Source organism: Lysinimonas soli (assembly GCF_042655435.1).
GTDB lineage: Bacteria > Actinomycetota > Actinomycetes > Actinomycetales > Microbacteriaceae > Lysinimonas > Lysinimonas soli.
In genome coordinates this window covers 365620-380939 of record NZ_JBHSMG010000002.1, presented here as the reverse complement: position 1 = coordinate 380939, position 15320 = coordinate 365620, and the positions used below count along the sequence as shown (strand labels likewise).

Genomic DNA, 15320 nt, shown 5'->3' with positions numbered 1-15320 from the left:
CTCTCGGGTCTCTTCGTTGAGCGAGGTGCTCGCCGCCGCGAGGGGCGCGGCGGCGAGCACCGATGGACAGATCCGCTTCTACTTGCCGAAGTCGATCTTCGTCGTCGCGTACTTCTGCGGCCAGACGGTTGCCGGCTGGTTGTTCTTCCACTGCGTCAGAACCGGGACCGCGTGCGGGTTGGTTCCGTCCGCATTGAAGGACACCTCACCACCCGGCATCGCCGACCCCGGTCCCGAGGTCACATCGATCGAGTGCAGTGCGGCCGCGATTTCGGTGGGCTTGCAGGACTTGGCCTTCTCCATCGCATCCGCGATGAGGTGCACGTCCACCCAGGATTCGCCCGCCTCCATGGGCATGAACTCGCCGTACTTCTTCTTGTAGGCGGCAGCGGCCGCCTTCACGCCGGGCAGGGGGAGGTCCCAGTTCCAGGCGCCCACCGCGATCAGGCCGTTGACCTGGTCACCCATGACCTTGGCGAAGCTCGGTACCACGAAGGCTCCACCGAAGCCGAGGATCGGCGTGGTGATGTTGCGCGCGCGGAGGCCCTTGACGATGAGCGACACGTCCGCCGGTGTTCCGCTCACCAGGAGAAGGTCGGCGTTCTGCGCTGCCAGCCGCGTGATGATGGGCGTGGCGTCAGTGATCCCCGCCTGGAAGAAGGTCGGGGCGTCGGCTGAAGCGCCCGCCGCCTTGAAGGCGTTGACCGCTGCGGTGATCTGCGCGGTGTTCGCGACATCATTCGGTCCCACACCCGCGACCTTCGTGAAGGTCACACCGACCGACTTGGCCGCCGCCACGACGTATGACGTCGCCGCCCCACCGATCTGCGAGGACTTCGGCGGGGGCTGGAAGTAGAACTGGTAGGAACGCTGCGAGAGGGTGTCGGCCCACGACTGGCTCAGAATCGGCACGGAGGCCTGCTCGGCCACAGTCGAGACCGTCGTCGTCAGTCCGCTCAGCCAGGCGCCGACGAGCGCGACGGAGCCATCCTCGATGAGCTTCGTCGTGGCGCTGGTGGCCTGACTCGGATCGGACGACCCGGTGTCACCGGTCTCGATCTTGATCTTGGCGCCGCCCAGGGCCTTGATGCCGCCCGCAGCGTTGATCTCGGCAGCGGCAATCTGAGTGCCTTGGATGGCGTTCGTTCCGAAGTCAGTCAGGGGACCGGACAGTGGATTCGGGGCGCCGATCGTGATCGTCGTCCCGCACGTGGCGTTGCCCGTGCCGGCGCTGGACGGCGTGGTCTGATTCGCGATCCCACCGGAGCAAGCGCTCAGAAGAAGTGCGAATGCACTGGTGAAGGTGATCGCGGTCGCGATCCGGGCGGCGGATCGCCGGCCGTTCGGTCGCGCGTCGAGGGGGGAAGGCATCGACATCTTTGGGATTCCTTTCACAGAAGCAGGGTCGCTGTAGGCATCTCCCATGAAGACACCGGCCGCTGCCGCCAGCGTCAGTGCTGGCTGCTTCTGGCAGCGTAAGGGGAGGGTGTGCGTTGGCACAATAGCTGATTGCAGCTACCTGACAATCTGATACTTTAGGCTCGGCTGGTCTAGCCAAAGTCGCCTAGCATCCGAGGAACCGATCGTCATGTCACAGTCGTCGCACACCAATTCCGACCCGTCCACCCTGGACCAGGGCGACGCCATGAGGCGTCGAGTGCTCGGTGACGCGCACGTCGACCGCTCGCGCAGCAATGCCACGGACTTCACCCGACCGCTTCAGGAGCTGGTGACCGAGTACTGCTGGGGGGCGGTGTGGACCCGCCCGGGTCTCGAACTGAAGACGCGCAGCCTCATCAATCTCGCCATGCTGACTGCGCTCGGCAAGCATGAGGAGCTCCAGCTCCACGTGCGCGGGGCGATCCGTAACGGCGTCACCAAGAGCGAGATCCAGGAAGTCCTCCTGCAGACCGCCATCTACTGCGGCGTTCCGGCCGCCCTCGAAGCGACCCGCTACGCGCAAGCGACCCTGGATGAGTTGGGCGTTGAATAACGTGCCCAACGACGCCGTCGGAATCATCGGGCTCGGGCACATGGGCGCGCCGATGGCGGCGCGCCTGCTCGCATCCGGTCGACAGGTGTACGGCGTTGACACCAACGCCAGCGTCCGCGAGTCTGCTGCCGCGTCCGGCGTGACCGTGGTCGCCTCCGCGACCGATCTCGCGAAGACGGTCGAGACCATCATCCTCATGCTGCCCAACAGCGACATCGTGGACTCGATCGCCGGCTACCTCACGGCAGGAGATCGAGCATCGCGGCGTTGCCGATTCGTCATCGACATGAGTTCATCGGAGCCCCGCCGCACTCAACAGCTCTCGGAGCGATTGAGCAAGGACGGTGTCGAGCTCATCGACGCTCCGGTGTCGGGCGGGGTGCCGGGCGCAATTGCCGGCAATCTCACGATCATGGTCGGCGGCACCGAGGAACAGTACGAGCGGATCGTGCCGCTGCTCTCGGTTCTCGGCAGCAGAATCGTGCACGTCGGCGCGGTCGGCGCCGGCCACGCGACCAAGGCCCTCAACAACCTCCTCTCCGCCACGCACCTGCTGGCGACCAACGAGGCCGCCATCGTCGCCAGCCGGTTCGGAATCGACCCGCACGTGCTCCTTTCCGTCGTCAACACCTCAAGCGGACGTAGCGGATCAAGCGAGGTCAAACTTCCGCGCTATGTTCTCACGGGCGACTTCAACTCGGGATTCTCGGCGACCCTTCTCGAGAAGGACGTGAAGATCGCCGCCGCACTGGCCGCCGACCTGGGCATCGAGACCGTGATCGGGGACGCCGTCGCCCGGCGCTGGAGCGAACTCAATGCCGAACTGCCCGCGTCAGCTGACCACACCGAGATCATCAAGCCGCTTGAACGCCGGGCCGGACTCGAGGTCCGGAGCCGCTCGTCGCGTCCCTCCTAGGAGGCGAGCAGGCCCCCCTCAACGGCAAGAAGATGACCGTTGATGTAGCTCGCCTGGTCTGAGACGAGGAACGCAACCGCGTTGGCGATGTCCTCGGGGGTTCCGAGTCGGCCGAGAGGGGTCAATCGCGCGCGCAGCTCATAGCCCTCGTCGTCGACAAGCGCACGGGCGCCCTCAGTCGGTACGGCCCCCGGGACGACCGCGTTGACTCGGATCCCCTGCCGGCCGAACTCGTTCGACGCTTGCCAAGTAAGACTCGACACAGCGCCCTTGACCGCCGAATAGATCGCGCTGCCGGCAACCCCGCGGACTGCCGCAGGAGACGAGACATTCACGATCACACCTCCGCCCTGGGCGATCATGGTGGGGTACGCGGCCTGCATCGTCCAGATGACGGCCTTCAGCCCGACCGCGACCATCGCATCGATCGTCGCCTCCTCGACGTCGACGAGCGGCTGGTAACGGATCCACATCGCGTTGTTGACGACGACGTCGATCCGCTCCAACCGCGCGGAGATCTGCTCGAACGCGGCGTGGACGGCAGCCCGATCTGTCACGTCGAGGGCAAGCGCCTCCACGGAGCCCGCATCCGCCGCGATCGCCGCGACGGTTTCATCCAGGTTCGACGCCAGCAGATCCACCGCGACGACCCGATATCCGTCGCGAGCGAGTCTTTCGGCGATCGCTCTGCCGATTCCGCGGCCGGCTCCGGTGACGATGGCCACCTTGGCGGCCGGGGCCTCTGTCGATATCGGGGGCATGAGCGACTCCTTCGTCGTGATACGGCGATCCGGCTGATCGCATGGCTGGGCTGGTCAGAGAGCGGCGTACACCGCGTCGATCAGTCGACGCGCGCGCGGTCCGTTCGTGCCGACCGCGTGCATCCGATTCATCGAGTACGAGAACGCAAGCTGCGCATCGGGATCCGCGAAGCCGATGGAACCGCCGATGCCGTGATGACCGAAGGCAGCGGGATTCGGCCCCATGTAGACCGCGTCCGGCGAGTTCAGCAGTACACCGAGCCCCTGCCGATAGTCACGCTCCTGAAGGAGTTCCCTCATCTCATGCTGCACCGTGGCCATCCGCCGCACCGAGTCGGAGCTCATCAGTCTCACTCCGTCGAGTTCGCCTCCTCGGGACAGGGCGGCGTAGATCCGCGCGACCGATCGCGCGTTGCCGTGTCCGCTTGCGCTGGCGATCTCAGACTCGCGCCACTCGCGGGAGTTCAGCGTCGTTCGCATCGGCCATGGCGGATTCTGCGCGAACGCCAGGGACCGGAGCGCGTCCGGAGGCTCGGTCGTTGCGGCCGCGAACAGGCCCGTGTCCATGTTCGGCCGCAACTCAGCGCAACGCGCGAGTTCCGTTTCAGGCAGCCCGATCCAGTAGTCGGCCGCCAACGGGCTCGCGATCTCCTCGCGCACGAACGGCCCGACCGTCGAGCCGGTCACCCGGCGCATGATCTCTCCCAGCAGGTATCCCTGAGTGTGCACGTGGTAGGCCGCGACGGTACCCGGCTCCCAGAGCGGTGCTTGTCGGGCGAGTGCATCCACCATCGCCTCGCGATCGAACATCGCCCCTGGCCAGAGCTTGTCCGTGGTCAGCACGGGAAGACCTGCGCGGTGGTCCAGCACCCACCGTACGAGCACGCCTTCCTTGCCGTTCTGGGCGAACTCGGGCCAATAGTCGGCGACCGGAGCGTCGAGGTCGATGAGCCCTCGGTCGACGAGCATCTGGAAAGCGATCGCGGTGATGCCCTTGGCCACCGACATCATGCAGACGAGAGTGTCCCGCTCCCACTCGCGGGACCGCTCTTCGTCGATCCAGCCGCCCCAGATGTCGACCACCGTCTCGCCCTCGACGACGACCGAGACCGCAGAGCCCAGCTCCGAGTCGCGATCGAAGTTCTCGAGATATGCATCGAGGACACCCCGGAATCGCTCATCGACGACTCCGTGAACCGGCAGTCGCCGATCGCGGGTCGTGAAGGACTCGTCGTCGAGCATCCGCTCTCCCCTTCATCATCGAAGCCTGTTGCCGATTCAGCAATCTGCTATCTGACAATACTAATGCTGACAGCAATGATGAAAATGAACTAATCCTCGGATGCGGTGGCCCGCTCCTGATCGAGGGCTCGGTGCACAGTACGCCCCGCTTGTTCGACGTGGTGAACGGCGGCGGCTCGCGCGACCAGCGGATCCCGCGCCTCGATCGCTGCCGCCATCCGCTGGATCTCGTCCAGGCTCTGCGCCGGCCTTCCCGGCTGGCGCAGGGTGAGTTCCCGGAGCTGGTTGACCCGTCGCTGCAATGCCTTCACCGTCTGGTGGAGCACCGGATTCGATGCACCCCTGAAGAGCAGGTCATAGAGTTCGTTCTTCGCGGTGAGGATCGCGATCGTCTCACCGGAGCCCGTGACGGCATCTGCGATCCGGGCAACCGCCCCCCGGACCTCGGCGCGGAGGGAGTCATCGGCCCGCTCCGTGAAGAGCTGAACCGCGAGCCCTTCGAGTTCGGCACGTACCTGGTACACGTCGCGGGCGATGTCTGCGCTGACCACCGTCACGAAAGTCCCGCGACCGTTCTGCGATTCGACGAGTCCCTCGGCCTCGAGCTGGCGAAGTGCTTCGCGAACCGAGGGCCGGCTCGCCATCGTCATTTCGCAGAGCTGCCGCTCGACCACCAGCTGGCCCGGCGCCAGCCGCATGTCGACGATCGCATCACGCAGGATCGAGGCCACCTGTTCACGGATCGGCGCGTGACGCTTGACTCGCATCTCAGGCATTGCAGGCATCTTGTCCCTTTCTTCCAGTGGCAGCTGACGGAAGGGGCCGCTGAACCACAATGTAGCTGACATCTAGCTGACTGGCTGTCAGGGGTTGACGCCGAATGCGGCCCGTATCGCCAGGTTTCGCGCTTCGACTCGATGCCACAGCTCCGGATGCGTGATGATGTAGCGCTCATTGCGTTCGACAGCGTCGGCGACCAGGGCGCCGACCGCTTCAGGTGTCTCCCACCTGACCCAGTCGAAGCCGGCACGGTCGAGGTCGAGGTCGACCAGCCGTCCTCGGTCCGGTCGGGAGCGCTGGCTCTCTCGAATCGCGGTCCGCACGGGTCCGGGTACGAGCACCGAGACGGCGACTCCGGATCCCTCGTCTGCCAGTTCATCGGCCAACACCTCGCTGAGCGCCATGACGCCGGCTTTGCCCACGGCATATGCTCCGAGGCCGCGGGTCGGAGCAAGGGCCGCCATCGACGCAGTGTTGACGATGTGCCCTCCATCCGGGTTGGCCCGCAGCAGGGGGAGGAAGGCACTGATTCCGTTGATGACCCCCCACAGATTGATCCCGAGAATCCATTCCCAGTCCCTGATCGACATCTCGGCGATCGGAGCGGCGGGCCCGACCCCCGCGTTGTTGACCAGGATGCCGACCCCGCCCAACTCCGCAAGAACCCTTTCGGCGAGTGCCCGCACGTCGGCCTCATCCGCGACGTCACAGCGGATGCCGATGGCTCCGACCTCCTCAGCCGCCCGGCCCAGGGCAGCCGAGTCGATGTCTGCGATCACCACTTGTGCCCCGCGTTGGATCAGAGCTTGCGCGATACCGCGTCCGATCCCGGACGCACCGCCCGTGACGACAGCCACGCGCCCGCCGATACTCGTCATGACGTATCCCTCTTTCGGGTGGGTTCGCTGCTGGCGGAGGTATTTGACAGCGCGTACTGTACAAAGGCACGCGCTTCCCCGCCCTCACGCGGCATCGACGGCGTGCGGGAGGGAGTCGGCTGATGCTCGACATGGCCGTAACCCGGCATCCGCCGATTCGCGACCAGATCGCGGTGGTCATTCGCAATGCCATCGTCAACCTGGACCTGCGACCGGGTCAGTTGCTGATCGAGCGCGAGCTCTGCGAGATGACGGGGGCTTCGCGCCCGTCCGTGCGTGAGGCGCTGCGACAATTGGAAGCCGAGGGACTCGTCGAGTCGCAGAACGGGCGCGGAACGATCGTCCGCACCCTGAGTGCGGAGGAGGCCGCGAACATCTACGAGGTACGTGCCGAACTCGAGGGGTTCGCGGCGCGCCTCTTCTGCGAGCGCGCCGACGAGACGCTGCAGGCCCGCATCGCCGATGCAGTGCAGATGATGGAGCGTGCCAACGACGGCGATCTCGACGCGGCCAGCATCCTCGCCGCACAACGCAGCTTCTACCAGGCGCTCTTCGAGGGGGCCGGCAACCCCCTCCTCGACCAACTGGTACAGGGCCTGCAGGTTCGCATCGCTCAACTCCGCGCGATGACTCTGGAGGTTCCGGGGCGTCCGCGCGATTCCCTCGAAGAATTCCAGAGTCTTGCCCGTGAACTGTCCGCGCGTCGGCGGGGAGCCGCACAGAAGGTGGCGACGGCGCATGTCCGGCGCGCCGCTCAGGCGATGGCGCAAGCGATGACGGCCCGCGCCTCCGGATGATGCAGTGGTCATTCGCGGCCGCCGATGACCACCGAGAGGGCAGGAAGAGCCGGATGTGATCTGCCGGCGAAGCGACGCAGCACATCGGGATCGTGTCCGGCAACCACCCGCTCCCCCACGCCGCTCTCAGCGATATTCGTGATGAGATCGAAGGCCCGATACGTCGCCCGCAGGTCGTCGATGAAGACGAATGGCATATCGCGTTCGAGTTCTTCGTAGTAGTGGAGGGCGTCGCTCGCCAGGAGGACCTCGCCGTCGTGCGTTGCGACCTTGACGATGACTTGCCCGGGCGTGTGGCCTCCGACCTCGATGAGTTCAACGCCGGGAGCCAGCGTGCTGGAGCCCTGGAAGAGGGCCACCCGCCCGTTCGCATGGGCGTCCACCAGGGCATCCAACTCGTCGGCCTCCGCCGAATATCCATATTGACGGCGCTCACGACCGGAGCCGGCCCAGAAGTCGAACTCCGCTGCGGAGAGATGGATTCGGGAATCCCTGAAGGCGGCGAGATTGCCGATGTGGTCGTAGTGAGCATGGGTGACGACCACGGTCGGCGCACTGAGCGGGGACACGCCAAGTGCATCGAACGCCTCGAACGGATCGACCAGGAAGCTTCGACTGCGTCGTTGAGCGCCGACTTGGGAGAAACCGGTATCGATCAGGATGCTGCGGTGGTCATTGCGGACGACCCAGAAGTAGTAGTCCATTTCGATCGGCGCGTCCGGTTCGCCATAGATGAAGTGGTTGAGAAAGACCTCACTGCGCATTGTCCGGCGCGTGCCGTATTTCACCACGATGATCTCGTAACGATCAGCGTCCACTGGGTCTGCTCCTCGCGGGATTCTACGGTGAGGCGTTCATTGACCATCAGACGGATCCACAGCGGTTCCTCGAGCCGCGGGCTCTTACGCTCGTTGTCTGACAGCTAGACTACTGCTACCTTACGAACCCTAATGATGCAAGGGAGCACATACGGGCAATGACCGAACAACGTTTCGTGCCGGAGCGTCTTGCCCGGCTTCATGAGGTGATCGAAGCCGACGTCGAGACAGGCCTGTATCACGGAGCCTCGATCAAGATCACTCGGAATGGTGAACTCGGTTTTGACGAGGCCGTCGGCTTCGCCGACAAGGCGCGAACTCGGCCGCTCACGACCGACTCCGTCTTCAGCATCTTCTCGGGCACCAAAGCGTTCATCAACGTGCTCGTGCTCAGGGCCATCGAGCGGGGACAGTTCGCTCTGACCACCAAGATGGTCGACATCATTCCCGAGTTCGCCGGGGCGCCCCGGGATCGCTCGACCGTCTTCAACTTCCTCACCCACACGACCGGAATGCCCGGAGTCTGGGAACCCAAGGCCGGCCCGGATTACGACACCTTGGCATCCTCGGTCGCCGCGGTCTGCGAGTACGTCCTGGGCGTGGTCGAGCCCGGCACGCGATGCGACTACTCACCGATGGCGAACCACACGCTCCTCGCCGAGGCGCTTCGACGCACGGACCCGGCCGGCCGCGACATCCTCACGATCCTCAACGAAGACCTCTTCGACCCGCTGGGCATGGTTGATACCGCATTCGGCATCAGCGACCGAGTGCGACCTCGTCACGTCGTTCCCGATACTCGGGGCATCATCCCCATCAAGGTCACGTCGAGCGAGAACGATGACGACTTCGGCCTGTTCACCGCGACCCGCAACGAAGCCACCTGGGTCGGCGCGTCGTCGACCACCTCCGACCTCACGCGGTTCCTGCAGATGCTCCGCAATGGCGGCAGCCTGGGAACGGCGCGCATCCTCTCACCACGGACGGTCGAGATGGCGCGAAAGAACTGGACGGGTGAGCTGCCCAATGAGCTCTACCGAACGGTGGCGCTGCGGAACGGATACGCCCCCCCGCCCGCGTATCTCGGTCTCGGATTCAACGTGCGCGGGACCGCGATCGTCAACCATCAACTCGGCACCCTCACGTCTCCCGAGACCTTCGGGAATTACGGCGCGGGAAGCGTCGTCTTCTGGGTCGACCCCGCCCTTGATGTGACTCTTGTCGTGCTCACCGCGGGTCTACTCGACCAGGCCCGCAACATCGAGCGGTTCCAGAGGATCTCGGACCTGGTCGTGGCAGCCGCGCGATGAGCTTCCCCACCGTGTCGAACAACGACGCTGGCGACACTGCGACGGACACAGTGAGTGCGCAGGCGATCCGACTGCTGGGCGACGCCGAGGTGCGTGACCGCGTCGTCGCCTCCGAGGCCGTCGCGCTCATGCGTGAGGCCCTGCGCGATTCATTCGCAGGCCAGCTGGTATCGCCGGCCCGCCTGTCTGTTGATGCGGGCCCGGCGACGCTCACTCTGACCGTGGGCGGGATGCGGGGTGGGGTCACGGGCTTTCGCGTCTACGGCAGTTGGGGACCTGCCGGCGACCAGCTCACCCCCGTCTGGAACCGCGAAGGACGGCTCATCGGAATCATCACGGGCAGCGAACTCGGAACTCTTCGCACCGGAGCATTGGGAGGTGCGGCCATCGACGTGCTCGCGCAGGCGGACTCCACAACGCTCGGAGTGATCGGCACCGGCCGCATCGCGTGGAGCCAGGTGTGGGCCGCCTTCGCTGCGCGGCAGTTCACGCACGTCGATGTGTTCAGCCCAAATCCGGAGCATCGGCACGCTTTCGCTCGCCGCATCCGCCGCACCTTCGGAGTCGACGCTGTTGCCGCTTCCACGGCGCAGCAAGCGGTTGGCGAGCACGACGTTGTGATCGTCTCCACAGTCAGTCCGAGCCCTGTGTTGGACGCCAGTTGGATCGCACCCGGCACCCACATCAACTCGACAGGTCCGAAGTCCGCCACCGCATCAGAACTCGGATCCGACCTCGCCGAACTCGCGGATGTCCTGGTCAGCGACTCTCCGCAGCAAGCAGCCGCCTCACCGGAAGGGTGGTTCTCGGCACGGCGAGTGGAGCACTTGGGAGGCGTGATCGCGGGCCACATCCCCGGCCGAGCCGCTGACTCCGACGTCACGCTCTACTGTTCGGCAGGGCTCGCGGGCACCGAGGTGCTGTTGGCGGCAGCGCTCCTTCGCTGATCCACCGGCTCGCCGCGTCGGGCGGGTCAGCGACCTCGTTCTGCCGCCTGCCGGGCGAGCACCAGGTAGGCGCTGGCGGTCCAGGTGTAGGCCCGGTCGCGCAGGCCCACGCCCGTGCGCGCGTCGAAGTTCTCGGCGAAGCCGGATCGCTCGCACAGCGCCAGGAAGCGCGCGCTGATCTCGTCGGCGAGCTCGGTGCGACCCGCGCGGCGCAGGCCGTCTTCGATCAGCACCGTCGAGGGAGCCCAGATCGGGCCGCGCCAGTAGCCGTCGTCGTCGTACTCCTCCGAGTCGAGCAGCTGGGTCGCCGGCCCGAACTCGGTGAGGTGCCGGGCGATGTCGTCGGCGAGCCGGTCGGTGACCTCGCGCGGCAGCAGCTCGGCCGCCACGATCGGCAGCAGATTCAGCAGGCTCCCCGTCTTGCTGACCCGTCCGCCGGCCGCGCCGTGCGCGACGAAGGACTCGCCGTCCCAGAGCTCGGCGAGCAGCGCGGTCGAGATCGCCGCCGCCTCGCCTCGCCACTCGGTCGCGTCGCCGAGGACGAGCTGGTCGGCGATCGTGGCCAGCTCCTCGAGCTGCACGAGCAGGAACGCGGCCAGGTCGGGAGCCTCGATGACCCGATCGCGGTCGAAGGTCGTCGAGTTGTCCCAGCCGCTGTCGTTGCCGTGCTGGTAGTGCGGCAGTACGTGACCCGGCACGCGGCGGAAGTCGAGCCAGAAGCGGGTCGAGCGGGAGAGCTTCGCGTAGACGTCGGCGAGAACCGTCGCGTCGAGCGGCGACTGCGCGCGCAACTGGGCGAGCGTCCAGCCGTGGATCGGCGGCTTCACGAAGTTGTAGAGCACCTCGGAATGGGTGACCGAGTCGGGAAGGCCGCCCGAGGCGTCCTGGTGGTCGAACGGGGTCAGGAACTGGTCCAGCGCCAGCCCGGCGTCGCCCTCCACGAGGGCGAGGGCGTTGAAGCAGTGATCCCAGCTCCAGACCTTGTCCATCCAGTGCTTCGACATCAGCACCGACTCGCGCCGCAGGAACCCCTTGGGAGCGACCGTCGCCGACCAGAGCACGTAGGCGGCCAGCTCGGCGGCCGGAAAACGCTCGCCCCGCCAGCCTGCGATCTCATCGGCGAAGGCGGCGAAGGCGAGCGCCGACGCCGCGACCACCTGGTCGAAGTCGGCCTCGCTCCGATACGGATGCCGCGCCGCCTCGAACTCCTCGATGGCGAGCTCCCAGCCGCCCCCGTCGGTCTCGCTGCCGCGCGCCAGCACCGAACGCTCGCCCTGGCCCAGCGCCTCGGAGCCCTCGATCACCAGCTCCCCGCGGATCGCGGTCACCCGATAGCGCCGGCCGGTCTCGTACGAGGTGAACACGGCCGCCCCGTCGACGGGGTCGCGGAACAGGTAGGTGCCGGTGAAGGGGGTGAGCTCCTCGGCGGCATCCACGATCCGCAGCTCGATGCCGGTCCCGCGCAGGCGGACGATGTCGACGCCCTCGAATGCGGCCTCGATGACGGGGCGACCGGCATCCAGCCATTCCAGTCGCGAGGGGCTCGCGCGGTTCTCGAGCGCCACCCGCTCGCCCGCGCGCTGCGGGATCAGCCGCACCACCGCGTGCATCCCGGTCTGATGGGTGACGAGGTGCAGGTCCTCTCGCGTGGTGTGCAGTGCGACGACGGGCGAGATGTCGAGCCACGAGCCGCGGATGCTGAACGGGATCTGGCGGACATCGAACGACGGATTCGCCGGAACGGGCATGGGGCACCTTCTGTGATCGGGAAGCGGAATGGTGGGGCGGGCGGCCGGCTGGCTAGTCCTTCACGGCACCCGCCGTGACGCCCGCCGCGACGTAGCGCTGGGCGACGACCAGCAGCACCGCGGCAGGAACGGAGGCGACGACGGCGGTCGCCATGATCGCGTTCCAGTCCTGCGTGTTGTTGCCGATGTAGCGGTAGATGCCGATCGTGATCGGCTGCAGCTCGCCGCCGCGGTTGAGGGTCGACGCGAAGATGAAGTCCGACCACGCCCACAGGAAGGTGAACAGCGACACCGTCACCACGGAGTTGCGGCTGACCGGCAGCACGATCGAGCGGAAGGTGCGCCAGGCGTTCGCGCCGTCGATCTTGGCGGCCGACATCAACTCGTCGGGGATGCCCGACATGAAGGCCGTGAAGATCAGTACCCCGAACGGCACGGCGAGCGTCGAGTCGGCGAGCACCAGGCCCGGGATCGTGTTCAGTACACCCCAGTTGTTGAAGATGAGGTAGAACCCCATCGCCATGATGATGCTCGGGATCATCTGCGCGATCAGCAACAGGAAGTTCAGCGCCGTCCCGCCGCGCGGACGCAGCTTGGCCAGGGCGAACGCCGCGGGAGCCGACAGCGTGAGCGTCAGCGCCACGGTCGCGAGCCCGACGATCAGGCTCGTACCGAGGTAGGGAAGCTGCTCACCGATGACCTTGGAGTAGCCGTCGAAGGTCGGATCGAGGGGGAAGAAGTCCGGCGGATCCTTGCGCAACTGCGTCGGCTGCGTGAGCGAGACGTTGATCATCCAGTAGAGCGGGAAGAGCATGAGGGCGGTGAGCAGGACGCCGATCGCCGTGCGCCACCACGCGCGCGATCGCCTCATGCCGTGGCCATCCGTCGCTGCACCCGGATGTAGATCAGGCCGAACACGAAGGCCAGCACGATCAGCAGGTTGCCGACGGCCGCCGCCGGGCTGAGGTCCGGCGACTCGCCGCCGAAGCCGAGCCGGTAGGACCAGATCGCGAAGGTGGTCGAGGCGTTGACCGGGCCGCCCTGGGTCATGATCCAGATGATGTCGAAGACCTTGAGCGTGTAGACGAGGCCGAGCAGGATCGTGATCGCCGACACCGGCCGCAGCAGGGGGAAGGTGATCCGCCAGAAGGTCTGCCAGGCGTTGGCGCCGTCGAGCGAGGCCGCCTCGTAGACGTCCGACGAGATGCCCTGCAGGCCGCTGTAGAGGATCACGAGGTTGAACGGGATGCCGATCCAGATGTTCGCGATCAGCACCGAGACCATGGCCCACTGCGGCGAGGTGAGCCAGTTGATCTGGTGCAGCCCGATGCCCTCGATCAGCGCGTTGACGACGCCCGACTCGCTGTTGAGCATCCAGGCCCAGATGGATGCCGAGACCAGCAGCGGCAGCAGCCACGGCACCAGGAACAGGGCCCGCAGGGTGGCCGCGAGCCGGAAGTTGGTGAAGAAGAAGACCGCGAGCGCGAGGCCGATCGAGAACTGGAACAGGATCGAGACCCCGGTGAAGACGCCGGTGTTGATGAGCGCGGGCAGGAAGGTCGAGCTCTGCACGACGGCGACGTAATTGTCGAACCAGACGAACGGAGCGGTCCCGTCGATGAACGAGCGCAGCGTGTACTGGCGGAAGCTCAGGTCGAGGTTGCGATAGAGCGGGTACGCGTAGAAGACGGCGAGATAGATCACCACGGGCGCGATGAACGCCCACGCGGTCAATTGGGCGGGCCAGCGACGTCTCGCGCGGGCGCGCACCGGAGGGGCGCCGTCCGAACCGGACGCCGCCCCTCCTCGTTCGCCGCGTACAGTCGACCCGAGGGCGGGCTGCAACGCTGACATGGGTGGACTCTCTCTCGTGGGGCGAAGGCTACTTGAGCTTCGCGGCGGCGGCGGTCTGGGCCGTGCTCAGCGCGGCGGACGGAGTCGCCGTTCCCGAGAGAGCCGCCTGGATCGCCGTGTACATCTGCTCCGAGATGACCCCGTACTTGATCCCGAGGTTGTCGGCGGTGCGCGGCTTGGCGTCGCCGACGGCGGTGATCCAGAACTTGAGGGTCGGGTCCGCCGCGAGCTGCGCGTCGGCGCCCGCCTTGGTCGGGGCGACGTAGCCGAGGGCCGTGGCCGCCGTGTCGCCCTTGCTGAGGCATCCGACGATCTTGGCCGAGGTCGCGTAGCGCGAGGTGTCCTTCTGCACCGGGATCGTCATGAACTCACCCCCGGTGGGAGCGGGCGCGGCTCCGCCGTTCTCGGCCGGGATCTGGATCGACTTGTATCCGGCCTTGTCTGCGTCGCCCTTGAACCACGAGCCGTTCTCGGCGAAACCGTACGCGCCGGTCTTGAACTCGTCCCAGCTGGTGCCCTGCGTGTTCTGGATGACCGAGTTGGGGGCGAGGCCCTTCTTCAGCCAGTCGGTCCACAGCGAGAGGGCCGCGTCGGCCGAGCTGGAGTCGAGCTTCGTGAGGTCGGCCTTGGCACCCCAGAACCAGGGGAGGAACTGGAAGCTGCCCTCCTCGGTTCCGACGGCCGAGAAGGTGATGCCCTTCTTGCCCGAGGCGACGACCTTCTGCAGGGCCGCGGTCAGCGAGGCCCAGTCGGTCACCGAGGCGATGTCGACGCCTGCGGCCGACAGCACGGTCGGGTTGTAGTACAGCCCGAGGGTGTTGGCTCCGGTGGGCACGCCGTAGTATTTGCCGTCGATCTCACCGGCGCTGAGGATGTTCTTCGAGATCGATGACACGTCGAAGCCGTTCTGCTTCGTGGTGGTCAGCAGTCCGGCGTCGGCGAGGGTCGACACCTTCGGGTTGTCGACCAGGGCGACGTCGGGCAGGTTGCCGGCCGCCGTCGTGAGGTCTTTGACCGTGTCACCGGTGTTGGATGCCGTGCGCTTGATCGTGACGCCGACCTCGGTGGCGCAGGCGTCGACGGCCTTCGCCCAGGTGGAGCTGGCGTCGCGGTCGGGGTACGGATCCCACAGGGTGTAGGTCCCGCCCTTGGTGCCGGAGCTCGTGGGGCTGGTCGTGCAGGCGGCGAGGCTGCCGACGAGGGCGGCGCTCACGACGAGGGCGCCCACGACGCGCGCCCTTCTTGCTGTGCTGTTCACGATGTTTCCTCTCTGAAT

At 66.5% G+C, this 15320-nt stretch carries 15 protein-coding genes; 5 read left to right on the top strand and 10 right to left on the bottom strand.

Annotated features, from left to right (window positions below):
• Positions 1 to 78: 78 nt before the first annotated feature.
• Positions 79 to 1377 carry an ABC transporter substrate-binding protein gene (locus ACFPJ4_RS09450; RefSeq protein ID WP_386740156.1) on the bottom strand — a complete coding sequence of 433 codons (1299 nt, stop codon included), beginning with the start codon at positions 1375 to 1377 and terminating at the stop codon, positions 79 to 81.
• Positions 1378 to 1588: 211 nt separating this feature from the next.
• Between ACFPJ4_RS09450 and pcaC the strand changes: the two genes are divergently transcribed.
• Positions 1589 to 1993: a 4-carboxymuconolactone decarboxylase gene (pcaC, locus tag ACFPJ4_RS09445; protein WP_386740155.1), complete on the top strand. Its 405-nt coding sequence runs from the start codon at positions 1589 to 1591 to the stop codon at positions 1991 to 1993.
• Positions 1974 to 2909, top strand: a complete 936-nt coding sequence (locus ACFPJ4_RS09440; RefSeq protein WP_386740154.1) for an NAD(P)-dependent oxidoreductase — start codon at positions 1974 to 1976, stop codon at positions 2907 to 2909. Before pcaC ends, ACFPJ4_RS09440 begins: the two co-directional genes overlap by 20 nt.
• On the opposite strand, the gene ACFPJ4_RS09435 is transcribed toward ACFPJ4_RS09440, so the two are convergent.
• From ACFPJ4_RS09435 to ACFPJ4_RS09420, 4 genes are all read right to left on the bottom strand, one after another.
• Complete coding sequence (locus tag ACFPJ4_RS09435) at positions 2906 to 3670, bottom strand: SDR family NAD(P)-dependent oxidoreductase (RefSeq protein ID WP_386740153.1); 765 nt, start codon at positions 3668 to 3670, stop codon at positions 2906 to 2908. The two genes, ACFPJ4_RS09440 and ACFPJ4_RS09435, sit on opposite strands and share 4 nt — an antisense overlap.
• A 54-nt stretch (positions 3671 to 3724) precedes the next feature.
• The gene (locus ACFPJ4_RS09430; RefSeq protein WP_386740152.1) at positions 3725 to 4912 is read right to left on the bottom strand and encodes a serine hydrolase domain-containing protein; all 1188 of its coding nucleotides are present in this window, start codon (positions 4910 to 4912) and stop codon (positions 3725 to 3727) included.
• An 89-nt stretch (positions 4913 to 5001) separates the two neighbouring features.
• On the bottom strand, positions 5002 to 5748 hold the full coding sequence (locus tag ACFPJ4_RS09425; RefSeq protein ID WP_386740151.1) for a GntR family transcriptional regulator: 747 nt from the start codon (positions 5746 to 5748) through the stop codon (positions 5002 to 5004).
• Positions 5749 to 5775: 27 nt separating this feature from the next.
• On the bottom strand, positions 5776 to 6570 hold the full coding sequence (locus ACFPJ4_RS09420; RefSeq protein WP_386740150.1) for an SDR family NAD(P)-dependent oxidoreductase: 795 nt from the start codon (positions 6568 to 6570) through the stop codon (positions 5776 to 5778).
• Positions 6571 to 6692: 122 nt separating this feature from the next.
• Here ACFPJ4_RS09420 and ACFPJ4_RS09415 point away from each other — a divergent pair, with 122 nt between their 5' ends.
• Positions 6693 to 7367 (top strand): GntR family transcriptional regulator, encoded by a 675-nt coding sequence (locus ACFPJ4_RS09415; protein WP_386740149.1) that lies wholly within the window; start codon positions 6693 to 6695, stop codon positions 7365 to 7367.
• Between the two features lie 8 nt (positions 7368 to 7375).
• On the opposite strand, the gene ACFPJ4_RS09410 is transcribed toward ACFPJ4_RS09415, so the two are convergent.
• Positions 7376 to 8185: an N-acyl homoserine lactonase family protein gene (locus ACFPJ4_RS09410; protein WP_386740148.1), complete on the bottom strand. Its 810-nt coding sequence runs from the start codon at positions 8183 to 8185 to the stop codon at positions 7376 to 7378.
• 158 nt (positions 8186 to 8343) lie between these two features.
• Here ACFPJ4_RS09410 and ACFPJ4_RS09405 point away from each other — a divergent pair, with 158 nt between their 5' ends.
• Together ACFPJ4_RS09405 and ACFPJ4_RS09400 are read left to right on the top strand one after the other, a co-directional pair.
• Positions 8344 to 9495: a serine hydrolase domain-containing protein gene (locus ACFPJ4_RS09405; protein ID WP_386740147.1), complete on the top strand. Its 1152-nt coding sequence runs from the start codon at positions 8344 to 8346 to the stop codon at positions 9493 to 9495.
• Between the two features lie 50 nt (positions 9496 to 9545).
• Positions 9546 to 10442 (top strand): ornithine cyclodeaminase family protein, encoded by an 897-nt coding sequence (locus ACFPJ4_RS09400; RefSeq protein ID WP_386740146.1) that lies wholly within the window; start codon positions 9546 to 9548, stop codon positions 10440 to 10442.
• Between the two features lie 26 nt (positions 10443 to 10468).
• On the opposite strand, the gene ACFPJ4_RS09395 is transcribed toward ACFPJ4_RS09400, so the two are convergent.
• The 4 genes from ACFPJ4_RS09395 to ACFPJ4_RS09380 are packed head-to-tail and all read right to left on the bottom strand — an operon-like array spanning position 10469 to position 15302.
• Complete coding sequence (locus tag ACFPJ4_RS09395; protein WP_386740145.1) at positions 10469 to 12190, bottom strand: amylo-alpha-1,6-glucosidase; 1722 nt, start codon at positions 12188 to 12190, stop codon at positions 10469 to 10471.
• Positions 12191 to 12242: 52 nt separating this feature from the next.
• Positions 12243 to 13061, bottom strand: coding sequence for a carbohydrate ABC transporter permease (locus ACFPJ4_RS09390; protein WP_386740144.1), 819 nt, complete (start codon positions 13059 to 13061; stop codon positions 12243 to 12245).
• On the bottom strand, positions 13058 to 14044 hold the full coding sequence (locus tag ACFPJ4_RS09385) for a carbohydrate ABC transporter permease (RefSeq protein ID WP_386740143.1): 987 nt from the start codon (positions 14042 to 14044) through the stop codon (positions 13058 to 13060). Before ACFPJ4_RS09385 ends, ACFPJ4_RS09390 begins: the two co-directional genes overlap by 4 nt.
• A gap of 28 nt (positions 14045 to 14072) precedes the next feature.
• On the bottom strand, positions 14073 to 15302 hold the full coding sequence (locus ACFPJ4_RS09380) for a sugar ABC transporter substrate-binding protein (protein WP_386740142.1): 1230 nt from the start codon (positions 15300 to 15302) through the stop codon (positions 14073 to 14075).
• Between the last annotated feature and the right edge of the window lie 18 nt (positions 15303 to 15320).